Origin of the sequence: Streptomyces nogalater (genome assembly GCF_039532885.1) — a bacterium.
GTDB classification, from domain to species: domain Bacteria; phylum Actinomycetota; class Actinomycetes; order Streptomycetales; family Streptomycetaceae; genus Streptomyces; species Streptomyces nogalater.
The window spans coordinates 306,289-328,163 of record NZ_BAAASM010000037.1 but is presented as its reverse complement, the minus strand read 5'-3'; the positions used below and the strand labels follow the sequence as shown (position 1 = coordinate 328,163).

The window sequence follows — 21,875 nt, the reverse complement described above, 5'->3', positions numbered from 1 at the left end:
GCGACGCCCATCCCCGTACGAGCCGGTACCCGGCCGCCGGACCCGCCGCCCGCCCCCGTACGGGGTTTACCGTAGGCGTGCCCCGACGCCGTACCGGAGAGACGATGCCCGCGATGACCGCAGTGGATGCCGACGCCCGTGCCGGGGCCGGGGTGCCGGTGGAGGCGGTCGGGCCGCTGGTGCGCGGAGTCGGGGTGCTGCGCCGGCTGGCCGAGGCGGGCGGCACGCTGAGCCCGAGCGCGCTGGAACGGGCCACCGGACTCGCCCGCTCCACGGTGGACCGGATCACCGCGACCCTGGCCCGCATGGGCTACGTACGCCTCGACGGGCGGGACATCGTCCTCGCCCCCGGCGTGCTGGAGCTGGGCAACGCCTATCTGGCCGCCCTGCGCCTGCCCGCCCTGCTCGGCGCGCGCGCCGACGCCCTCGCCGACGAACTGGACGAGTCGGTGTCGCTGGCGGTCGCCGACCGCGACGGCATCCGCTTCGTCCACCAGGCCACCCGCCGCCGGGCGCTGTCCGTCAGCTTCCGCATCGGCGATCTGCTGCCGGCCGAACGGACCGCGCCCGGCGCGCTGTTCGCCACGGAGTGGACGGAGCGGGACTGGGCCCGCTGGCGGGCACGCCGGGCCGGGGACCCACGGGACACGGCGTTCCCGGCGGTCCCCCCGCGCCCGGAACCCGGCCCCGCCCCCGCCACGCCCCGCGACACCATCGGCACCGCCGACGCCGTCGACGCCGTCGAGGCGGACTTCGCGGACCGGGTGCGGGCGGCCCGCCGGGACGGCTGGGCCCTGGACGACCAGCTGATCGAGCCGGGCCTGGTCGCGGTGTCCGCCCCGGTGCACGACCCCCGCACCGGCCGCGTGGCCTGCGTGGCGAGCGTGGTCAGCCACACCAGCCGGCACCCGGCGGCACGGCTGCCCACCACCCTGCTGCCCCGGCTGCGTACGGCGGTGGAGGCGATGGAGGCCGACCTGCGTACCGCGCCCCCGCCCGAGCCGGGGCCCGCGCCCGCCGGCCTGGCGACCTGGACGACGGCGTCCAAGCAGGAACTGGGCCGGGACTTCGTGGAGTCGCTGGCCCGCGGCCTGACGGTGCTGACGGCGTTCGGCGAGGGCCGCTCGGCGCTGTCCCTGACGGACGTCGCCCGGGCGACCGGCCTGTCCCGGGCGACGGCGCGCCGGGCGCTGCTCACCCACGAGCACCTGGGCCTGGTGGCCGCCGCCGCGCACGAGGACCGCGCCTTCACCCTCACCCCGCGCGTCCTGGACCTCGGCTTCCCGCCGCTGTCCCGGACGACGCTGCCGCGCCTGGCGGAACCGCATCTGCGGGCGCTGGCGGACCGGGTGCGCGAGCCGGCGGCGCTGGCGGTGCTGACCCCCGACGGTACGGAGGTCCAGTACACGGCGGGCGCGGGTGCCAGCCGTGTCCTGACCGTGCGCATACCGGTGGGGGCGCGTCTGCCGGCCGCCGCGACCTCCCTGGGCCGCGTCCTCCTGGCGGACACCGGCGCTCCCGCCTCCCCCGAGCTGACCGAGGCCAGAACGCGGGGCTACGCCCTGGTCGACGAGGAGCTGGAGTCCGGACTGCGCTCGGTCGCCGTACCGGTCCGGGACCGGACGGGCCGTGCGGTCGCCGCCGTGAACGTGGCCACGCACGCCGCCCGCCGCACTCTGGAAGACTGCGTACGGCACCTCCTGCCCGCCCTCCGCGCGACCGCCGACGACATCCAGCGGGACCTGCGCGAAGCGTCCCGTTTCACCCGGGTCCCCACCACCTGAGCGGTGGGCCTTTGGGCCCGTCGCCCCGCGCGGCCGGGGTGCGCGGGGTCACGCGTACCCCCTCGCGTAGGGCCGCGGCCCGCCGCTCGGTACGCCCAGTTCCCCGGCCGCCCGCCGGGGCCAGTACGGATCGCGGAGCAGTTCCCTGCCGAGCAGCACCGCGTCGGCCCGGCCCGTCGCCACGATCCGCTCCGCCTGCCGGGGTTCGGTGATCAGCCCGACGGCGGCCGCCGGCACGCCGCTCCCGTGCCGCACGGCGGCGGCGAAGGGCACCTGGTAGCCGGGCGCCACGGGCTTTCGGACGCCGGCGGCGATCCCCCCGGAGGAGACGTCGACCAGGTCGACGCCGTGGTCCACGAGCCGTGCCGAGAGCCGTACGGTGTCCTCCAGGGTCCAGCTCCCTGCGGTGTCCGTCCGGGCGTGGTCGAGCCAGTCGGTGGCCGAGACGCGGAAGAACACCGGCAGGTCCTCCGGCCACACGGAGCGCACCGCGTCGACCACTTCGAGGGCGAAACGGACGCGGTTGTCGAAGGATCCTCCGTACCGGTCCCGGCGGTGGTTGGTGCGGGGCGAGAGGAACTCGTGGATCAGGTATCCGTGCGCGCCGTGCACCTCGGCCACCTCGAACCCCGCGGCCAGAGCGCGCCGTGCCGCCTGCGCGAAGTCGTCGACCACCCGCGCGATCCCGCGCTCCGTCAGCGCGTCGGGGCTCGGGTGGCCCGCCCCGTAGGGCAGCGGGCTCGGGCCCACCGGGTGCCACCCGCCCCGCTCCGGGGGCAGCGGCCCGCCGCCGTCCCAGGGAGGGGCCGTCGACGCCTTCCGCCCCGCGTGTGACAGCTGGATCGCCGGTACCGCCCCGTGGGCGCGCAGGAACCGCGTGATGCGCCGGAAGGCGGACTGCTGGCGGTCGTTCCACAGGCCGAGGTCCGCCGGAGTGATCCGGCCGTCGGCCGATACGGCCGTTCCCTCGGTCAGGATCAGTCCCGCGCCTCCCACGGCCCGCGCCGCGAGGTGCGCGAAATGCCAGTCGCCGGGTACGCCGGTGTCCTCGCCGGCGACGGGGGCGGAGTACTGGCACATGGGCGCCATCCACACCCGGTTGGGTATCCGCAGCGAGCGCAGGACGAGGGGTTCGAACAGCGCGCTCACGCGGCCCCCTCCCCCCGCGCGGTGGCGTCGCCGCCGACTCGGGCGAGGACGTCGAGCCGCGCGCGGTCCACCTTGCCCGCCGGGTTGACGGGGAACTCGCGGAGCACGTGCAGGGCGTCCGGCAGCTTGGCGCGTTCCAGGCCGCGTCGCACGAGGAGGTGGTGGTGGAGTGCGGGCAGGCTGGGCGGTCGCGCGCCGGGCACCGGCACCACGAAGGCCGCGAGCCGTTCGCCCAGCAGGGTGTCGGGTACGCCCCGGCACACCGCTCCCGCCACGTCGGGGTGGGACGAGAGGTGGAGTTCGACTTCCGCGGGGCTGATGTTGAGGCCGCCCCTGATCACGATGTCCTTCTTGCGGCCGACGAGCCGGAGCCTGCCGTCGGCGGTCAGCGCGCCCAGGTCCCCCGTGCGCACCCATCCGTCCGGGGTGCGGTAACGGCGGTCGAGCTCGGGGGCGTTCACATAGCAGAGCGGCGTCACCGGGCCACGCGCCCAGATCTCCCCCGTGCTCCCCCGCGGCACCTCGGCGCCGTCCTCGTCGACGATTCTCAAGTCCGCGATGGCCGGGTCCGGCCGGCCCGCCGTATGGCCGACGACGTCCTCCGGGTCCCCGGGCCGGGTGTGGCTGTTGGCGCCGTCCGCCGAGCCGTACACCGTGGCGACGGTCGCGCACAGCTTGTGCCGTATGCGTGCCGCGGTCTCCGGCGTCAGCCGCGCACCGCCGCTGACGGCACAGCGCAGGGCGGAGAGGTCGGTGTGCTCCAGCGCCGGGTCGCCGAGCAGCCGCTGGTACATCGTGGGCACGCCCAGCAGGTGCGTGGGCCGTCCTTCGGCCACCATCCGCAGCGTGGCCGAGGTGTCGAACCGGGGGGTGAGGAGCAGTGTCGCGCCCGGCACGCACAGCGCGACCAGCCCGACGGAGCCGAAGGCCGACGCCAGCGGAACCATGCACAGCAGGCGCAGGGGCCCCTCCTCGTCGCCGCGCAGATTGAGCAGCAGGCGGCCCCGGCCGGCGGCGAGCGCGTTGTGCGAGTAGGCCACGAGCTTGGGCGTGGCCTCCGTCCCCGACGACACCACGATGCGCGCGGCCGCGTCGGGGTCCGGCGCCGGCAGCCGGTCCAGGGGCGCCGCCGGGCCGCGCCACACCGGCTCCAGCGGGCGCATGCCGGGCAGCGGCGGGCCCTCGACGTAGACGTGCCGCAGGTCGGGCAGGTCCGCACGGAGCGCGTCGACCGTCCGCGCGTAGTCCTGGCCGCCCACGGTGCGGGTGACGAGCGCGGCCACCGCACGGGCCGTGCCCAGGAGGGCCAGCGTGTCCTGGCGCCTGCGGCCCAGGGGGTAGGGCAGGCACACGGCCCCGACCGCCGCCACAGCCAGGTCGGCGGCGAGCGCCCGCCATCCGTTGGCGAGATTGACGGCGACGACGTCTCCGGGACCGATGCCCCGTTCCCTCAGCTCGTGCGCCAGGGCCAGCGCGGACCGCAGCAGCCCGGCGTACGACGTGGTGCCGTCCGGTTCCACCACGGCGGTAAGTTCCGGGTGCTCCCGGGCCCGTTCGCGGAAGAGGTCGAACAGAGGGCGGCCGGGATAGACGCCCTCGGCCGCCCAGCGGCGGCGCAGCTCGGCGGGGACGAGGTCGGGCAACTCCACTGTCATGACAGGAATCTCCAGGGTGGCAGGAGCAGCGCGCAGGCGCCGGGACGCAGGTCCGCCGCGAACCGCGGATCCCGGGCCGTCGCCGTGAGCTCTTCATGGACCAGGACCGCCTCGACGCCGTGCCCGCGGAACTCCTCGATCCAGCCGTGGGCCGGGCGGGTGCGCAGACGGCAGGCCACGGCGCGGCGCAGCGCCGGGCCGGGCAGGGTGGCCGGGACGCCCACCGCGTCGCACAGCTGCCGGAGTCCGCGGCCGGCCGGCAGCGACAGGGCGATGTATCCGGACGCCGTCTCGTACGGGCCTTCCCACCGGGCCTGCGGCGCGGCGGACGGCCCGTGGCCGGCTCCCGCCCGCTGGAGCACCGCCGCGGCGGACGACAGGGAGCTGTCCACCCGCTGCGGCCCGCCGCCGAGTTCGCGTGCCAGCAGGCCGGCGAGCACGCCCTCGGCGGACACCAGACCGCCCAGGACGTCGAGCACGGTCATCAGCGTCGGCCGGGGCCGCTCGTCCCCGCCCGCCATGTCCCAGGCCAGGCCGGACCTGGCCTGCACCATGAAGTCCGTGCCCGGGAAGGGGTCCGGGTCCGGCGTGGGGCCCCAGCCGGAGGCATGGGCGTACACCAGGGCCGGGTTGGCCGCGCAGAGTGTTCCGGCGTCCAGGCCGAACACCTCGGCCTTCCCCGGCGCCCAGTTGTGCAGGAAGACATCGGCTTCCCGGGCCAGGTCCCGCACGGTGCGTCGTCCCGCGGCGGTCTTGAGGTCCGCCTCGACCACGCTCTTGCCCTCGTTGAGCGCGAGGAACCTGGCGGAGCAGTCGCCGGCGGCCGGCTCCGCGCCGCGCTGCGGGTCGCCGCCCGGGGGTTCGACCCGTACGACGCGCGCACCGAGCATCCCCAGGACGTGCCCGGCCAGGGGGCCCTGGATACGGCGTGTCGCCTCCACGACGGTCATGCCCCGCAGCGGCTGCCCGGCCGTGGCGAGGTGCGGGGAACGGTCCGCGGGCGGGTGTCCGGTGCCGGCCGGCCGCAGCCGCCACGGGGGCGGGAGCGGGCCGTCCTCCGCGTGGCGTTCGGCGGCCGTGCGTATCCGGCAGACGCTCAGGCCGGTCCGGGCCCCGGCGAGGGAGATGTCGGCGAAGTCGCGCGCCCGCAGCGTCTCCGGCAGGAGCGGGGGCAGTGGTGCGACCGCCTCGGCGTACCGGTTGACGAAGGCCTGCCAGCCCCGGGCGACCTCGCGGCCACCGAGCCCGAGGGCCGACCAGAACTCGCGCCACGGGACGCTGTCCAGGGTTTCCAGCTCGAACCAGACGCCGTCCCGGCTCAGGAACGGCGGGCCGGTACCGCTCGTGTCGCCGGCGGCTCCCGGACCGCCCCGCCAGGGCGCGTCGGCGGCCGTCGCGGCCGCCAGGTACGGGGAGACGGCCAGCAGGGCCGCGCTCGACCGGGCCACGCGCACCTGTCCCACCGAAACGCCACGGCTCCGGGCGATCAGGGCCCCCAGCATCCCCTGTACCGCGAGGACCCCGGTACAGCAGTCCACGTAGTCGAGCGGCAGGCGGCGCGGTCCGTTCCACTGCCGGCCGTTCACCGCCATCAGGCCGCCGAGCGCCTGGAACGCCGTCTCGCCGAGCGTCGGCTCGTCGGTGTCCGGGAACGGACGCAGCGCGCAGACCAGGGGAGGCAGGCCGTCGTCCGGGCGCAGCACGAGGTGTTCGCCGGCCCGGCGCCCCGCATCGGGGAGGTCCGTGCGGCGGACGGCGCCCAGCGCCCGGAGATGGTGCAGGGCGACGGCGCCCGCCGCCCCCTCGGCCGTACCGGCGACCGTGACACCGGCCAGCGGGCCGGTCCGCGGAGCGCGGACCGGTGCCGGCCGGACCGCCCGGTCGGCCACGGGGACCGTGCTCATACGCCGCTCCCCACCAGCCAGGGGGAGGGCAGGAAGGAGAACCGCTGGTGCTCCGGGACCGCTTCCCGTTCGGCCGCGAGCCGCGCGAAGCGCCGCATGCCGTCCAGGTGCCCCGGCGTCAGGTCGAAGGACAGCCGCCGGAAGTAGCTCTGGACCTGACGCGGCGACATCGTGGTACCGAGCCTGGTGGCGTCCCGTGCGACGACGTCCAGGTGGGCCTCGCCGTACGCGCGTGCCAGGCGCAGGTCACGCGCCAGCGCCTCGGCGCGGGCGGGGTGCCGGTCGGCGAACTCCCGCCGTACGGCCCAGACCGCGAACACCATGGGGAGCCCCGTCCACTGCTTCCACAGGGCGCCGGTGTCGTGGACGGCGAGACCGAGACGGGGCCCGTCCTCCAGGTACGCGCGCAGGGCGACGTCCCCGATGAGCACTCCCGCGTCGGCGTGCCGCAGGACGGCCGGGAGGGTCGGCGCGCACGGTGTGTAGCGGGGCCGGATGCCCAGCCGCCGCTCCAGGAGCAGTTGGGCCAGCAGGGTCGTGGTGCGGCTGGTCGTGCCGAGGCCGACGGGGCGGTCGTGCAGGTCCGGCAGGGGGACCTTGCTGACGATGTTGCAGGAGAGGACCGGGCCGTCGCAGCCGATGGCGAGTCCGGGCAGCAGGAGCAGCCGTTCGCTGTGCCGCAGGTACTCGGCCACGGTGATCGGGCCGATGTCGAGGCGGCCCGCCACCAGGTCGTCGCTCAGCTTGTCCGGGGTGTCCAGGTGCAGCGAGACGCGCGGCAGCACGCCCGTCCTGCGCAGGGACCACAGGAGCGGGTAGCTGTTGAGGAACGACATGTGTCCGAGGCGGGGCCGGGCACCCTCCCCGGGGCCGGGCGGGCCCGCGTCGCCCGTGCGCCGGGCGGAGCCGTCGCTCATTTCCGCCCCCACGCCTGGGTGAGGGCCGGTGCCAGGTCCCAGAAGTCCGGGTCCCGCATCAGCGCGGTGAAGTCCTCGTACTCCTGCGGGGTCAGGTACCCCTTGTCGATGAGCTGGTGCCTCGACATGTCCACGGTGAGCTGCCAGAAGTCGGCGAGAGCGGTGCCGCCGCGCAGGTGCTCGGCGACCGTCGTCGCTCCCAGGTCCCGCAGTCCGTGACGGGCCAGGGCGGACGGGTAGTTCCGCGCCCATCTGCTGTCCGTGCCGATGGTGTCCCGCACCAGGTCGCCCCACCGGAGCATGGCCTTGCGGTAGCGCGCGTCCGGGGAGCTGTCGAGGGGGAACCACGAGAACGACTCGACCACGAGCACCCCGCCGGGACGCAGCCAGCGGACGATCCGCTCCAGCACCCGGTCCCGCTCGGGGAGGTGGTTCAGTACGAAGCGGGCGTGGACGAGGTCGAACGACTCCGCGGGGAAGTCGTCCCGTGTGACGTCGTGGACCATCGGCAGGAGGTTCTCCTCCCGGACGGTGTCGAGGAGCGAGATGTCGAGGTCGGTGGCGACGACCGCGGCGGGCGCGGCCCGTCCGCACAGCCAGCGGGCCAGGGAGCCGCTGCCGGCCCCGATCTCCAGACACCGTGTGCCCGGGTGTACGCCGACGTGTTCCAGGGTCCGGACGGAGAGCGGGTCGAACACCTCCGCCAGCAGTCGCAGCCGCCGGCGTTCGGGCGTGTCGCGGACGAAGAGGGTCTCGCCGTAGCGTTCCCTCGGGGCGGGTGCCGGGGCCGGGGCCGTTTGGCCGCTGTCCTTTCCGAGGGTCACCATGCCACCGGTCCGTCCTCGTCGAAGAAGCCGCCGGTGGGTCCGTCCTTGTCCAGCGTCGCCAGGGTCACGACCACGCGCGCCCCCTCCTCGACGGTGCGGGTGCCCTGGTGGCCGTTGAGGTCGGTGGCCACGTAGCCGGGGGTCGCGGAGTTGAACTTCAGCGGGGTCCCGGCGAACTCGCGGGCGTAGTGCAGGGTGAGCGAGTTGAGGGCCGCCTTCGAGGAGTTGTACGCGAGCAGCAGGCGGTGCGGGGTGTCGAAGTCGGCCGCCTTGGCGAGCGAGCCGAGCCGGCTGGAGAGGTTGACCACCCGCCCGGCGTGCGACGCGCTCAGCAGCGGCAGCAGGGCATGGGTCGTGGCGATGACGCCGAAGACGTTGGTGCGGTAGACGCGCTCGGCCAGGGCGGTGGTCGTCGCGCTCGGCGGGATGTCGTCCTCGACGATCCCCGCGTTGTTGACGAGCACGTCCAGCCGTCCGAACTCGCGTGTCACGTGCTCGGCGGCGGCCGCCACGGACGCCTCGTCGTCCACGTCGAGCCGCACGAAGTGGGCGTCGGTGCCCTGCCGGCGCAGTTCCTCGACGGCCCGCGTGCCCCGGGTACGGTCGCGGGCGCCGACGAGGACCGTCATGCCGCGCAGTCCCAGTTGGCGTGCGACCTCGCGGCCCAGTCCCTTGTTGGCTCCGGTGATCAGTGCGTAGGCCTGCTCTGTTTCAGGCACGATGGCTCCTTGTGTCTCGCCGGACGACGTGGGGCGCCCTCCGGGAAGTGATCGACTCGTCCGCGTAGGCGCGGCCGGCGGCCTCGAAGGCGAGTACCGCGTGACCGGCCGCGGTGGTGATGTCGCGCCAGGGGCGCTGGAAGCGGGGTTCCGACTGCCCGCCGGTGCCGAGGAGCCGGTACTGGCGGGACACCGCCGTCACGACGAGGTCCATCGCCAGGGCCGCGTCCCGGGCGTTGCGCACCGCGTCGGCGGGGGCGGCGCATCCCCTGTCGGCGGTGGCGGCCGCCCGGTCGACGAGGAGACGGGCGGCGTCCACCTCGGCCGTGGACCGGGCGAGCGCGACACGTACGGCGTCCGATGGTTCCTTCCCGGCGTCCGCCGCCCCGCCGAGCCGCTCCGCCCATGCCGTCAGGGCGCCGGTGGCCGCTCCCAGCGCCGGCGCCACGAAGCCCAGGGGGGTCACCGCCCCCGACGGCACGGCCGGACGGTGCCGCGCCGGGGGCCCGCCGTCGGCGGCGAGGCGCCCGGGGAAGGACAGTTCCTCCGCGACGTAGGCCTCGTCGACCCCGACGGTGTCGCTGCCGGTGCCGCGCATTCCGGCGGCCGACCAGGCGGCGGTGACGTCGTACCCCTCCCGGGGGACGGCGAAGAACCTGACGTGACCGGCGCCCTCGTCCGGTACGTGTCCGGCGAGCAGGGCCCAGTCGGAGAACGCGGCACCGCTGACGTACCGCCAGGTGCCGGTGAGGAGCCAGCCTCCCGGCACCGGCGTGGCGCGTCCGCTCGGGGCCACCGCGCCCACCAGGCGGACGTCGGGGTCCTTCCCCCAGACGCTGCGCTGCCCCGCGTGGGGCAGGAACCCGGCGAGCCTGCCGAAGCCGGCGAAGACGGCGGCGACCCATGCCGCGGAGGTGCAGCCTTCACCGACGGCGGCGACCGCGGTGACCCAGGTGGCGAAGCTTCCCCCCATACCGCCCCAGCCGGGGGGTACGAGGAGCCGGTGGAAGCCCGCGTCCGTCAGGGCCGCGACGGTCTGCGGCGCGAGCCGCCCGTCGCGGTCCGCGGCATCGGCTCCTCGCGCGGCGACCGCGGCCGCCGCCGCGGCCGCCTCCAGCAGGTTCCGTTCGGCCGCCGTCCGGCGGACGCCGGGTGTCCCGGCACTCCCCGAACGGCGCGTTTCCGTGCCCGCGCCCATGGCCGTCGGTGCCGTCAGTAGATGCCGAACACACGGCAGGGGCCGGCGAAGCCCTTGCGGTGCTTGATGAGCCCGACCACGGCGGTGGCGCCGGTCTCCGGCACCGTGGCGAGGTTGGCGATGTTCTCCACGCCGTAGCGCATGTCCCCCAGGACGATGCGGTGCGCTCCCGGGTCGTCCACCTGGAGGTTCTTGGAGGCGTCCAGGCTCGGGGTGTCGGTGCCGGCGGCGACGATGGCACGCTCGCGGACCAGCAGTTCCGCCGCGTCGAAGCCCAGGCCGGGGAAGTGCGGCACGCCGTCGGAGTCCCGGTTGATGTAGGCGCCGGGGGTGTGGATCCGGTCGCACCAGCCCGAGTCCATGACGACCAGGGCGCCCGGGGGGATCCGGCCGTGCCGGCTCTCGTACCTGAGGATGTCGTCGGCGGTGAGGGTGGTGTCGTGGTCCTTCGCGGCGCGGTCGGCTATGCGGATCACGCAGAGGGGGGCGATGAAGCGGTCGATCGGGATCTCGTCGGTGTACATCGGCCCGTCTTCGAGATGCGCGGGACCGTCCACGTGCGTGCCGGTGTGCTCGTCGATCTCCAGCTTGTTCGCGTTGAATCCCTCACCGGCCACGTCCGCGAAGTGGTCGATGTTCGGCTTGAGGACGATCGGCTCCAGGACGGGGAAGTCGTTGCCGAACGTGTGGGTGAGGTCGCTGACGCGGCTGCCCCTGATCAGCGGGGTGGGGCCGCCGGAGCGTTCGGACACCCGCGGCTGGTCCTGGGTCGTCGCGGCGCCTTCGGCACAACTGTGACCGGCCTCGCCGTAGACCTGCTCCATTACCTGGGGGCTGCACATGACAAGTCTTCTCCTCGGGATGCGTGGGGCGGGAACACCGACGGCGGCCGGCGGGCCCGGGGCGTCATCGCCCCGGTGGGCGGCCGGCCGCCGTCGCCGGTCGGGTCAGGCCGCGGTGGGGTCCACGACCCGGGATCCGCGGATCAGCCAGGTGGGGCCTTCGGCGATGTCACCGATCCGCCGGAAGAACTCGGCGAAGTGCGGACCGGCCATGTGCTTGTCGAAGGCGGCGGCGTCGTCGTACACCTCGTCCAGGTAGAAGCGGTTGGGGTCGTTCTCGTCCACGACCAGCTCGAACCGCTGAGTGAACGGCTCGTCCACGGCGGACTCGCGGGCGTCCGCGTGCGCGGCGGCGATGAACTCCTCACGCCGGTCGGGCTGGACATCGAACGCGACGGCAACGTGGTACACGGTGTTCTCCTCGATGACAGGGGGGCGGGTGGTGAGGGGGGCAGAGGTGAGGGGAGGGTCAGAGGTGAGAGGGAGGGCCAGGGTGAGGGGGAGGCTCAGTCGACCAGCGCGGGCGACTGGGGCGCCTGCTGCTCCCGCGCGGTGGCGGCCTGGCGGGTGCGCGGACGCACCGCGCGGTCACGGCTGGAGCACAGGCCGAGGATCAGCTCGGGCAGCGTGAACGCGGCCAGCAGGACGAGGGAGACGGTCCAGCCGTTCGTGGCCCCGTGCAGCAGGCCCAGCAGCAGCGGACCCGCGATACCGCCGACGAGGTAGCCGATGGTCTGCACCATGCCCGAGAGCTGGGCGGCGACCTGCGGGTTCGGCGCGCGCAGTCCGATGAAGGTGAGGGCCATGGCGTGGCCGGCTCCCAGCGTGACGCCCAGGATGACGACCCAGAGGGCGGCGATACCGGGCGCCCAGAGCAGGCCCAGGAGGCTGACCGCGCCGGCGACGGCGATGGTGGTGGCGATGGGCGCCGTGCCCTTGCGTCCGACGAGGATCGGCGCGAACAGGGCCCCGGGCACGCTGACCAGCATGGCCACGGACAGCAGGGCGCCGGAGGTGGCGTTGCTGTAGCCCAGGTCGGCGAGGATCGTGGGCAGCCAGCCCAGTGCCGTGAAGTAGACCAGCGCGCGCAGCGCCAGGTATCCGGTGACCTGCCAGGCCATGGCGTCCCCCAGCAGGGAGCCGGTCGCCGCGGATCCGGGGGCGGCCGGGGCGGGGCGGCCGGTCCGGCGCACCATGGGCAGCCAGACCACGAGCCCCAGCGCCGCGGGCACGACCCACAGGGCGAGCGAGCCGCTCCAGCTGTCGGTGGCGTTGCGCAGCGGGACGGCCACACCGGCCGCCAGCGCGGCACCGGCGCTGAGCACGGCGGTGCCGATGCCGGTGTAGAGGCGGACCCGGTCGGGGAACGCGCTCTTGATGACGGCCGGCATCAGGACGTTGCCGATGGCGAGTCCCGCGCCGGCCAGGGCGGTGCCCAGGAACAGCGCCCAGGCCGCCTGGTCGAGCCGGACGAGAACGCCGACGATCAGGAGGAGGAAACCGAGCACCAGGGCGCGCGGCGTACCCATGCGGCGGGACAGGGCGGGGGAAACGGCAGCGAAGACACCCAGGCACACGACCGGCAGCGTGGTGAGCACGCTCACCGCCGAGTCGGACAGCCCGACGGATTCCTGGATGTCGTCGAGCAGGGGGGAAACGCTGCCGATGGCGGGCCGCAGATTGAGGGCCAGCAGGGACAGCCCCACAGTCATGGCCACTGCGCTCGGACGGGCGCCTGAACGGTGGTCGGACACGGAGCTCCTCCTTGTCTGAGAGGTGTGAGAGTTCGATCCAGCGAATGCTTCCTGATGACCATAAGAGATCTGATGATAGGCAGTCAATTCACAAAGCTCAGTGGGAGATTGATTGGCTGAGACCTGACTATCGAGGCCGGCACCACCGGTCGCGCCGCGCGGCCGCCGCACCGGACGCGGGCACGACAGAGCCCCGGGCGACGCTCACTCGCGTCGGCCCGGGGCTTTGAAGGGGATGGCTACCGGTCAGCGGGGCATGATGCCGTCGACCACCGTCGTACAGGCGGCTCGCAGCTCCGCCTCAAGATCGCACTGACCGCCCCGCGTGCGCACCCACCGGAACAGGGTGCCGAGGTAGACGTCCCGCAGCAGCTGACCCGCCAGTTCGGGGTCCACCTCCCGCGGTATCTCGCCGCTCTCGCGCCCCGCCTCGATGAACCTGCTGAACATGCTCGCGGTGTGCGGCTCCTCCTGCAACGGCGCCCCCGCCCGGACCCAGGCGGCCAGCAGGGCCCTGGTCTCCTCGGGGGTGTCGAGCGTGATCCGCGCGAGGATGCCCATGCAGCGCAGCAGGGCGTGCCGCGTGCCGGTGCCGTCGGGCTCCGCCAGGCCTTCCGCGGCGAGCCCTTCGCGCAGGCGCACGCGCCGTCGCTCGCTCCACTCGCCGATGATGTCTTCCTTGCGCTGGAAGTGGTTGAAGAAGGTGCCGCGCGCCACGTCGGCTCTCTCGGTGATCTCCTCGACTGTGGTCTGGTCGTAGCCCTGCTGGGTGAACAGCTCCAGGGCGGCGTCGAAGATGCCGTTCTTGACGCGCATCTTGTTGCGTTCGCGGCGACCCTGCGGTTGTGCCGCAGGCGTGGTAATCGTCTCGACCATCGTTAACTCCAGTAGCACACGGGCGTGCACGGTCCGGCTGCCGCGGGCCACGGCGCCGACCCCCCGACTGGGCACTTGCAGCACATCTAGATGTATCACGATCCATAAATGATGAGTAGTGCAGCCTTGGCCTGTGGTTTATCAGGGGTGGACCGCGCGGCGGCTCATGGCCGGGCCTGCCGGCTGCTCACCGGGCGGGCTGGAGGGAGCTGGCCTCGGCCATCAACTCCCGCAGGGCCCCGGTGCCGAGCAGCCGGGAGAGCGGGATGTCCTGATCCGTCGTCTGGCGGAATCTGAGCCGGAGCCGGGTGGCGCTCAGGGAGTCGATGCCGTAGTCCCGTAGCGAACGGCGCGGATCCAGCCGTTCGACGGACAGCCCCAGCACCTCGGCGGCCTGTTCCAGCAGCACCGCGCCGGCGTCACCGGACGGGCCGGCGAGCGCCTGTCCGTCGTCGTCGTGCCGGGGCGCGAACTGCCGCGGCAGGCCCGGCAGGACGTCCTCGGCGGGAGCCGGCGCCCACGCGACGCGGTCGGCCGCCGCGCGCGGCAGAGCCGGCCACACACCGCGCGGCTCGCGCAGCATCCGGGCCGCCGTGACCATCCGGTCGGCCGACTTGCGGACCGTGCCGAGCAGGCCGCCCGCCCCGAGCGTGCCCCGGGACGGCACCGGCGCGACGCGCCGCAGCTCGATACCGCCGAACTCCGCCAGCGGCCGGCCCTGCGAGTCGAGCACCGTGACATGGGCCGTGGCCGTCCGGCCCGAGTTGCGGGGGGTGAGCTTGGCCCATACCCACGCCTCCTCGGTGAGCGGCCGGTGGAACCGTACGTGCCCGAAGGACGTGGTGACGTACGCGCCCTTCCCCGGCCGGGGGGCGGGGACGCAGCCGAGCAGGACCAGCAGGCAGCTCTCCCACGCGACGTGCGACGAACCGCGGGGGCCGCCGACGAGGGCGACGGCCTCGCCGTCCCGGCACCACAGGCGTCGCACGGTCCGCAGCCGGGGGCCGACGGTGTAGCCGAGACTGACCAGGTCCTGGCCGAACTGCGCCGCGGTGCGGGGGGTACGGCACCGGGCGAGGGCGGCGTCCAGCCGCCGCAGCGCCTGCTGCTGGTCCACGGCCTCCTCGTCGGTGAGGCGCACCCGGGCGGCCAGCGCGGTGCACCCGGGATCCCGCGCCGGGTGGACGGTTCCCTCGGTGCGGCCGTGGGCGGTGCGCACCCGGACCCGCAGGGCCGTCTCGCCCGCCCGCGCGGGCTCGGCCGGCTCCTCCACCCGGACCTGCTCCAGTACGACGGCCGCCCCGCCCGCCGTGGTGGCGACCGCTTCGTGGAGGGCGGCCAGATGGGCCACCGGGGGCACGGCCTCGACGCCGTGCACACGCACCGTCGCATCGGTCAGATCGGTGGCGATGTCGGTGACCAGGTCGCCGACGGCGTACCGGTCGCGGCCGCCGGCCGGCTCGCGGCGCAGGACTTCCCGGTCCCACGGGTAGCCCGGCAGTGCCACCTGGCGCGCCTTCCCCCGGAACCAGCGTTCCCAGTCGACCGTCCCGCCGCCGGCGAAGAAGGCCCCGAGCGAGCGCGTCAGGACGAGCGGCTCCGCGGGCGAGTCGCGGATCAGGGAGGGGACGACAGCGCACGCGGCGCCGGCCTCCCGGGCCACGTCCTCGATCGCCATCTGCAGGACCGGGTGCGGACTGACCTCGACGAAGAGGGTGTCGCCCTCCTCGGCCAGATGCCGTGTGCCGTCGAGGAAGCGCACCGGCTGCCGCAGGTTCTCCATCCAGTACGCGGCGTCCAGCCCGGTACCCGCGAGATAGCCGTCGCGGACGGTGGAGTAGAAGGGGACGGAGCCGTGGCCCGGCGCGAGCTCCGCGAGGGCGGCGATCAGGTCGTCGCGCAGCGGGTCCATGGCGGGCGAGTGGGACGCCACGTTGACCCGTACGATCCGGTGGAAGACCCCGGCGCGGTCCAGAACCTCGCCGATGCGGTGCAACGCGTCGGCGTCGCCCGCCAGGATCGTGCTCGTCGGCGCGTTCTCGGCGGCCACACAAACGTTTCGCTCGGCGGCGGCGAGCTCCCTGGCCCGCTCGGCCGGGAGTTCCACCGACATCATCGCGCCCTGCCCCACGGTGCGCCGCATCAAGGCGCTGCGCCGGCAGATGACCCGGGCGGCGTCCGGCAGCGACAGCGCGCCGGTCACGGCCGCGGCCGCCACCTCGCCCATGCTGTGCCCGAGGCACACGGCCGGATCGACACCCATGTCCCGCCACGCGGCCGCGAGGGCCACTTCCGTGGCCCACAGGATCGGCTGCACCTCGGCGACGTCGTCACCGACCGCCCCCGCGGCGAGGGCTTCGCTCACCGAGCGGCCCGTCTCGGCGCGCACGAGGGCGTCGCAGGCCTCGATCGCCTCCGTGAACGCCGGGTCGGCCCCCAGGAGCGACCGTCCCATGCCGGCCCACTGCGATCCCTGCCCCGGGAAGACGAACACGGCGCGCCGGTCCGCCCCGAAACCCGCCTCCCCCAGGCCGGCCGCGTCGGTGCTGCCGCCCTCGGCCAGGGTGCGCAGCGCCCCGGCCAGGTCGTCGTGGTCCGATCCGGTGGCCCAGAGCCGGTAGGGGTGGGCGTCCCGGTGGAGCGCGGCTGTCGCGCAGATGTCCCACAAGGGCAGTTCACGGCCGGCTCCGCCCGTCGAGAGATAGTCGGCGTAGTCGCTCGCCAGGCGGAGCAGTGCGGACCGGGACCGTGCGCTGAGCACGAGCAGATGGGCGGGCCGGGACGGGGGCAGTTCGGTCCTGCCGTGCGGTTCGGCCGCCGGCCTGAGCGCGGCCCTGGCGACGACGACGTGCGCGTTGGTCCCCGACAGCCCGAAGGAACTGACCCCGACGAGGGTGCGCTCGGGGTCGCCCCCCACCACCTCGTTGCGGGCGACGACGCGCAGCGCGCCGGCCGAGTCGGCCAGTGCGGCCTGCGGTTCGCGGCAGTGCAGGGAGCCGGGGACGACGCCGTGGCGGGCGATCAGTACCGCCTTGATCAGCCCGGCGATTCCCGCGGCCGCCTCGGTGTGTCCGATGTTGGACTTCGCCGAGCCGACCCTGAGCGGACCCCGGCCCGGGGCGCGGTCGCGGGCGAGCTCGGCCAGGGCCCGGAGTTCCACCGCGTCCCCGACCGGTGTGCCCGTGCCGTGCGCCTCGACGTAGTCGAGCTCGTCGGGGCGGATACCGGCGTCCTGGCAGGCCCGCCGGATCAGCGCGATCTGACCGGACTCGGCCGGCTTGATCAGCGATCCGCTGTCCCGTCCGTCGTTGGTGACCGCGCTGCCCGGGAGCAGGGCGAGCACGGGGTACCCGGCCTTCTCCGCGTCGCTCAGCCGGGCCAGGACGACCACCCCGACACCCTCACTGCGCACGAAGCCGTCCGCGGAGACGTCCCCGAACTTGCAGCGGCCCTCGGGGGAGAGCATCGCGGCCTGCGAGTAGGCCACCGCGTCGAGCGGCGACAGGACGAGGTTGACACCGCCGGCGATGGCGAGATCGGTCTCCCCCGACAGCAGGCCCTGGCGCGCCATGTGCACGGCGACCAGCGAGGAGGAACAGGCGGTGTCGATCAGCAGGCTCGGTCCGCGCAGGTCCAGGTCGTAGGAGACGCGGCCGGCGCCCATCGCCCGGACGTGGCTGCCCGTGGCCTCACGCAGGTCGTGGGTGGCGACCCGGCTTTCGTGCGCGTAGTCGGCCGTGGCCTGGCCCAGGTACACGCCCGTGGCCGTGCCCGCCAGCGTGCTGGGCCGGATGCCCGCGCTCTCCAGGGCCTCCCGCACCACGGGCAGCAGCAGCCGGTGCTGGGGATCGATGCTGACGGCCTCGGCCGGGGAGATCCCGAAGAACCCCGCGTCGAAGGCGAAAGGGTCGTTCAGGAACCCCCCGTGCCGGCTGGCGGTCCGCCCCGGCGTGCCCGGCCGGGGCGCGTAGAAGGCCTCGATGTCGAAGCGTTCGGGCGGGACGGGCGTGACGCAGTCCCGGTTCCCGACGAGGTTGGACCAGTACTCCCCCACGTTCTCGGCCTGGGGAAAACGGCACCCCATCCCCACCACCGCGATGGTTGCGCCTTGTCTGCCTCTGCCTCTGCCTACGCCCATGTCGAAGTCCCCCCTATGGATTTCGGGTGCCGGAGAAGAACGTGCAAATGGCGCCGCCTCGGCAGCGCCAGCAGCGGGAGCGTAGTTCAAAAGTGAACTCCAGACCAGTATTAGTTCTCGATGCATTGATCAACTCAAACCAGCCATGTGGCGCGAAGTTGAGGTACCGGTCCCAAGATGCCCTGAAGTCGAAAGTAAGACTCTGGACCAAGAAGCAACTAGAGTCGTATGCTGTTTCCCAGTCAACGCATGTGGGGTCTCAACACGCCGCTGCGTAACGGCTCTACGAGCGAGGAGGGTGAGACCCGATGGTTTCGCGCACAGCCCGCCCGACCCCCCCGCCGAGCGGTGCGCCCGTGCCCCGGGCGCACCTCGGTGCCGGGGGCCCGAAAGGAGCGCGAGCTCCGTCATCCCTGCTGGAAGACCTCGTGCGGAGCGCGGTACAGACGCCTTCGCTGTCCGCCAAGTACGAGCGCCACGTGGCCGGCGACACCTTCTCGCTGCGGGATCTGCCCGTGCTGACGCACCAGGAGCTGACGGCGGCGACGCAGGAGGCACTCGCCCTCTACAGCGACGGCGACTCGGGGGTGCTCTGGGCGCACGGAGGAACGCTGGAGACACCCGGCCTCAGCCTCCTGCCGGAAGGGATGTTCGCCTCCGAGATCCTCTCCAGCTGGAATCCGCTGGCCCCCCAGGACGTCCTGGCCAACCTGCACCCGCCTGGCCGGCTCCGCCCCGACCACTACTTCTTCAACCGGTTCGCCGCCGCCGCGGGGGCCACCGTGCTGCCCATCGGGGATCTGCCGGAGGGCGATGCCGACGGCTGGCTGGCGTTCCTCTCCCGGCAAGGGGTGACCGCGCTCGCGGCACCGCCGCGGACCCTGGCCCGGCTGCTCGGCGGCGTCGCCTCGGGCCGGCCGATCCCCTGGCTGCGCACCCTCCTGCTGGGCGGGGCCACCCACGACACCACGCCCGACACCCTCCTGGGCGCCCACTTCCCGTACACCGACACCTGGCGCCTGTACGGCACCCCGGCCTCGTGGGTGATCGGTCAGCACAGCCCGCAGTGCCTGGCCGACGTGTACCACCCCTTGCCCCATCAGATGGTCGAGGTGGTCGACGGCCGGCTCCTGCTCACCACGCTGAGCACGGCGCGGCTCCCTCCCCTGATCCGCTACGACACCCAGGAACGCGCCGAGTTCACCCGCTGCTCGTGCGGGCAACGCGGCCCCGCCTTCCGGGTGTTCGGCCCCACCCCACCGTCGTTCCGCTTCTGCGGACGCACCATCGACGCCAGGGAACTGGTCGCCTTGGCCACGGCGTGCGACGAAGTCGCCCAGGCCCAGGTCGCCGTCACCCCGGAGCAGCGGATCCAGCTGCGGGTCCGGCTGACCCCGGACGCCCTCGACGACCATCACAGCCGGGCCTGGGTCAGGTTCCGGGTCCTGGAACACCATCTCGTGCTCGCCGACTGCGTCGCCGAGCAGCCGGAGGCATTCGACGTCGTCACGGTGGACCGGCCGCTCGGCAGCTCCCCTCTGGCGTCCGAGGAGTCCTGAAGGCCGGACGCGCCATCGATGAGAAGACACCGTACGAACGAGAGGAACAACCATGTCTGAGCAGCTCGGCACCATGAAGGACGCGATCACGGCGCAGGCCGAGGACGAGATACTCGTCGCGGTGCGCGCGGTGGCTCCCGAACTCGACGAGATGATCAAGGCGGAGCCGCTGCCGGAGGGCTGGGTCGCGGGCTGGGACGTGGCGGGGGTGGTCATGCGGGCCGCGCCCGAGGGCTTCAGCCCGCAGCCGGGCGACCGGGTCGTGGGCGTGGCGACGGGCGGGCGCTGGGCCCCGTGCATGGCGCTGCCCACGGAATACGCCACCGTCCTGCCCGACCACGTGAGCTTCGAACAGGCCGCCACCCTGCGCGTCGCCGTACTGACCGCCCTGCGGCTGGTGCGCGGCGCGGGGGTCATCCGCGATCGCCGCGTGCTGGTCACGGGGGCGGGTGCCGGCATCGGGCGGCTCCTCGTGGAACTGCTGTCCGCGCTCAACGCGGAGGTCACCGCCGTGGTCGACGACCACGCACAGGCCCTGCGGGCGGTGGAGCTGGGCGCCGAGCGGGCCGTACTGGACATCGCCGCCGTCGCGGGCCCCTTCGACATCGTCTACGAGGCCGCCGAAGGCGTCTTCGCGGCGGCCGAGAGGGGGCTGGTGGCCGACGGCGGAGCCGTCTACCTGTACGAGAGCTTCGCCGCGCACCGCGAGGACATCGGCTTCTTCCGCTTCTTCGGCGGTCCGGAGCAGGCCGGGCTGCGACACTTCGTCTTCCGCACCGCCACCCCGGAGGACCGGAGCCTCGCTCAGCTCCTCGACCTGATGACCACGGGCGAGCTGTCCTTCGGCGCCGCGCGGGACGCGGAGACGGCCACCGCCTGAGCACGGGAACGGGGGGTGCGGCCGGCGGCCGCACCCCCCGTTTTCCTTGTCCGGGGCGGGTTCAGCGGGCGGTCTCCCGCTCCACCGGGCCCAGCCACTCGGTCAGTTCGGCGTACAGGCGGTCCAGGTCCCCGGCGTGGCCGTGCGCGGCGACGTGCCCGTCCGGGCGCACGAGGTAGTAGCCCTGGTGCCGGCATCCCGTCTCCGGGAGGGCGGACCTGGCCGACAGGTCGACGACACGCACCTGGGACCACGCGGAGACGAGCGCCCGCGTCTGCGCGCGCCAGGCCACCGCGCCCCCTCGGCAGGTCACCGCCAGGGTCCACCCGCCGGGACGGCCGGCACCTCCCGCGAAGCCGCCGGGGACGGCGAGGGAGCGCGGGAAGACCCCGCCCACCGTCAGTCCGCCGGGAAGCCGCGAGCGCAGGTGGCAGGAGGTCCGCCCGCTCGGCTGCTGCGTCTCCCGCAGCGCCGGGTAGGCCAGCCGGCGTCCCGCCATCACCGGCGCGTAGAGCCGGAACAGGCCGGTGCGCTCGGCGACCCGGAAGGCCGCGTCCCGCGCCACCACGGCGCCGGGGCGCTTGACCAGCCAGCCCCGGGTCTGGATGTCGGTGTCCCGCACCACCCGCCGGGCCACCGCGGCCCGCTCGGGTCCGTAGGTTCGCAGCAGATCGGAGGGGGACCGGCCGTGCAGCACCTCGGCGATCTTCCAGGCGAGGTTGTGGGCGTCCTGGATGCCGGTGTTGAGCCCCTGCCCGCCGGCGGGGCTGTGCACATGCGCCGCGTCACCGACGATGAACACGCGGCCCAGCTGGAAGGTGTCGGCGTGCCGGGCGTGGATACGGAAGTCCGACACCCACACCGGATCCGTCAGCGTCACCCCGCTCGGCCCGCGTTCGTCCACGATCCGCTGCATGCGTTCCACGGTGACCCGCTCGCCCGGGGGCAGGCTGCAGAAGAACCGGAACACGCCGTCGGGCAGTGCCACGACCACCAGCGCTCCGGCCGGGGACTGGTAGTAGAGGGCCTGGTCCGGCGGCAGGAAGCCCTTGATGCGGGTGTCGACCAAGGCGAAGGAACTCTCGTAGGTGTTGCCCGTGAAGCCGCCTCCGAGCACCCCGCGTACCGCGCTTCCGGCTCCGTCGGCGCCGATCACGAAGCGCGCCCGGGCCCGCTCTACGCGGCCGCCCTCGTGTTCGAGCACCGCGGTGATGTCGCCGGTTCCGTCGATCCGGCCCGCGAAGTCCAGTCCCTCCAGGGTGAGCAGCCGTACGCCGCGCTCCACCTTGACGCCGAGGCTCTCCATCCGTGTGCGCAGGATCCGCTCGGTCTCGTTCTGCGGGAGGCATACGGGGCTGAGATGCTGCGGGAAGTCGAAGCTGGCCAGCAGCCGGCGCTCGGAGAAGTAGCTGAAGGCGTTGATCTGGGTGCCCGCGGCGCGCAGTTCGCCGAGCAGACCGAGGTCTTCGAAGAGGTCGATGCTGCGCGGCCACACCAGCAAGGCCTTCGGGAAGGGCGAAGGGGCCGGAGCGCGGTCGACGACGCGCACGCTCACGCCCCGGCGTGCCAGCTCGCACGCGGCCACCATGCCGCTGGGCCCGGCGCCCACGATCAGAACGTCGTGCGCGTCGGCCGCCACGGCCCGCGGCCGCGGATCGGAAGTGCTCGGCATC

At 74.1% G+C, this 21,875-nt stretch carries 16 protein-coding genes; 3 read left to right on the top strand and 13 right to left on the bottom strand.

Annotated features, from left to right (window positions below; genetic code table 11):
- The first annotated feature begins 104 nt into the window (after positions 1 to 104).
- Positions 105 to 1,784, top strand: a complete 1,680-nt coding sequence (locus ABD350_RS26580) for an IclR family transcriptional regulator domain-containing protein (RefSeq protein ID WP_344350910.1) — start codon at positions 105 to 107, stop codon at positions 1,782 to 1,784.
- 48 nt (positions 1,785 to 1,832) lie between these two features.
- On the opposite strand, the gene ABD350_RS26575 is transcribed toward ABD350_RS26580, so the two are convergent.
- From ABD350_RS26575 to ABD350_RS26520, 12 genes are all read right to left on the bottom strand, one after another.
- The gene (locus ABD350_RS26575; protein ID WP_344350909.1) at positions 1,833 to 2,933 is read right to left on the bottom strand and encodes an NADH:flavin oxidoreductase/NADH oxidase; all 1,101 of its coding nucleotides are present in this window, start codon (positions 2,931 to 2,933) and stop codon (positions 1,833 to 1,835) included.
- Positions 2,930 to 4,588 (bottom strand): AMP-binding protein, encoded by a 1,659-nt coding sequence (locus ABD350_RS26570; protein WP_344350908.1) that lies wholly within the window; start codon positions 4,586 to 4,588, stop codon positions 2,930 to 2,932. Before ABD350_RS26570 ends, ABD350_RS26575 begins: the two co-directional genes overlap by 4 nt.
- Positions 4,585 to 6,492 carry a CoA transferase gene (locus ABD350_RS26565; RefSeq protein WP_344350907.1) on the bottom strand — a complete coding sequence of 636 codons (1,908 nt, stop codon included), beginning with the start codon at positions 6,490 to 6,492 and terminating at the stop codon, positions 4,585 to 4,587. Before ABD350_RS26565 ends, ABD350_RS26570 begins: the two co-directional genes overlap by 4 nt.
- Positions 6,489 to 7,409 carry a menaquinone biosynthetic enzyme MqnA/MqnD family protein gene (locus tag ABD350_RS26560; protein ID WP_344350906.1) on the bottom strand — a complete coding sequence of 307 codons (921 nt, stop codon included), beginning with the start codon at positions 7,407 to 7,409 and terminating at the stop codon, positions 6,489 to 6,491. Before ABD350_RS26560 ends, ABD350_RS26565 begins: the two co-directional genes overlap by 4 nt.
- Entirely contained in the window at positions 7,406 to 8,236 is an 831-nt protein-coding gene (locus tag ABD350_RS26555) for a class I SAM-dependent methyltransferase (protein ID WP_344350905.1), read from the bottom strand. Before ABD350_RS26555 ends, ABD350_RS26560 begins: the two co-directional genes overlap by 4 nt.
- The gene (locus ABD350_RS26550) at positions 8,230 to 8,955 is read right to left on the bottom strand and encodes an SDR family oxidoreductase (RefSeq protein WP_344350904.1); all 726 of its coding nucleotides are present in this window, start codon (positions 8,953 to 8,955) and stop codon (positions 8,230 to 8,232) included. The genes ABD350_RS26555 and ABD350_RS26550 overlap by 7 nt, the downstream gene beginning before the upstream one ends.
- Positions 8,948 to 10,153 (bottom strand): acyl-CoA dehydrogenase family protein, encoded by a 1,206-nt coding sequence (locus ABD350_RS26545; RefSeq protein WP_344350903.1) that lies wholly within the window; start codon positions 10,151 to 10,153, stop codon positions 8,948 to 8,950. The genes ABD350_RS26550 and ABD350_RS26545 overlap by 8 nt, the downstream gene beginning before the upstream one ends.
- 14 nt (positions 10,154 to 10,167) lie before the next feature.
- Entirely contained in the window at positions 10,168 to 10,995 is an 828-nt protein-coding gene (locus ABD350_RS26540) for a cyclase family protein (protein ID WP_344350901.1), read from the bottom strand.
- Between the two features lie 105 nt (positions 10,996 to 11,100).
- The gene (locus ABD350_RS26535; protein WP_344350899.1) at positions 11,101 to 11,406 is read right to left on the bottom strand and encodes a putative quinol monooxygenase; all 306 of its coding nucleotides are present in this window, start codon (positions 11,404 to 11,406) and stop codon (positions 11,101 to 11,103) included.
- A 95-nt stretch (positions 11,407 to 11,501) separates the two neighbouring features.
- Positions 11,502 to 12,707: an MFS transporter gene (locus ABD350_RS26530; protein ID WP_344350898.1), complete on the bottom strand. Its 1,206-nt coding sequence runs from the start codon at positions 12,705 to 12,707 to the stop codon at positions 11,502 to 11,504.
- A gap of 288 nt (positions 12,708 to 12,995) precedes the next feature.
- Positions 12,996 to 13,625 (bottom strand): TetR/AcrR family transcriptional regulator, encoded by a 630-nt coding sequence (locus ABD350_RS26525; protein ID WP_344350897.1) that lies wholly within the window; start codon positions 13,623 to 13,625, stop codon positions 12,996 to 12,998.
- 187 nt (positions 13,626 to 13,812) lie between these two features.
- Positions 13,813 to 17,715, bottom strand: a complete 3,903-nt coding sequence (locus ABD350_RS26520; RefSeq protein WP_344350896.1) for a type I polyketide synthase — start codon at positions 17,713 to 17,715, stop codon at positions 13,813 to 13,815.
- A gap of 476 nt (positions 17,716 to 18,191) precedes the next feature.
- Between ABD350_RS26520 and ABD350_RS26515 the strand changes: the two genes are divergently transcribed.
- Both ABD350_RS26515 and ABD350_RS26510 read left to right on the top strand, forming a co-directional pair.
- Positions 18,192 to 19,322, top strand: coding sequence for an acyl-CoA synthetase family protein (locus tag ABD350_RS26515; protein WP_344350895.1), 1,131 nt, complete (start codon positions 18,192 to 18,194; stop codon positions 19,320 to 19,322).
- 52 nt (positions 19,323 to 19,374) lie between these two features.
- Positions 19,375 to 20,202, top strand: coding sequence for an MDR/zinc-dependent alcohol dehydrogenase-like family protein (locus tag ABD350_RS26510; protein WP_344350894.1), 828 nt, complete (start codon positions 19,375 to 19,377; stop codon positions 20,200 to 20,202).
- A 61-nt stretch (positions 20,203 to 20,263) separates the two neighbouring features.
- On the opposite strand, the gene ABD350_RS26505 is transcribed toward ABD350_RS26510, so the two are convergent.
- Complete coding sequence (locus ABD350_RS26505; protein WP_344350893.1) at positions 20,264 to 21,874, bottom strand: FAD-dependent monooxygenase; 1,611 nt, start codon at positions 21,872 to 21,874, stop codon at positions 20,264 to 20,266.
- Position 21,875 lies beyond the last annotated feature (1 nt).

Bases quoted from the DNA above. Each gene is read 5' to 3' on its own strand.
- ABD350_RS26580 (WP_344350910.1), top strand. From the start codon at position 105: ATGCCCGCGATGACCGCAGTGGATGCCGACGCCCGTGCCGGGGCCGGG.
- ABD350_RS26570 (WP_344350908.1), bottom strand. From the start codon at position 4,588: ATGACAGTGGAGTTGCCCGACCTCGTCCCCGCCGAGCTGCGCCGCCGC.
- ABD350_RS26565 (WP_344350907.1), bottom strand. From the start codon at position 6,492: ATGAGCACGGTCCCCGTGGCCGACCGGGCGGTCCGGCCGGCACCGGTC.
- ABD350_RS26560 (WP_344350906.1), bottom strand. From the start codon at position 7,409: ATGAGCGACGGCTCCGCCCGGCGCACGGGCGACGCGGGCCCGCCCGGC.
- ABD350_RS26555 (WP_344350905.1), bottom strand. From the start codon at position 8,236: ATGGTGACCCTCGGAAAGGACAGCGGCCAAACGGCCCCGGCCCCGGCA.
- ABD350_RS26545 (WP_344350903.1), bottom strand. From the start codon at position 10,153: ATGGGCGCGGGCACGGAAACGCGCCGTTCGGGGAGTGCCGGGACACCC.
- ABD350_RS26540 (WP_344350901.1), bottom strand. From the start codon at position 10,995: ATGTGCAGCCCCCAGGTAATGGAGCAGGTCTACGGCGAGGCCGGTCAC.
- ABD350_RS26530 (WP_344350898.1), bottom strand. From the start codon at position 12,707: ATGACTGTGGGGCTGTCCCTGCTGGCCCTCAATCTGCGGCCCGCCATC.
- ABD350_RS26525 (WP_344350897.1), bottom strand. From the start codon at position 13,625: ATGGTCGAGACGATTACCACGCCTGCGGCACAACCGCAGGGTCGCCGC.
- ABD350_RS26510 (WP_344350894.1), top strand. From the start codon at position 19,375: ATGTCTGAGCAGCTCGGCACCATGAAGGACGCGATCACGGCGCAGGCC.
- ABD350_RS26505 (WP_344350893.1), bottom strand. From the start codon at position 21,874: ATGCCGAGCACTTCCGATCCGCGGCCGCGGGCCGTGGCGGCCGACGCG.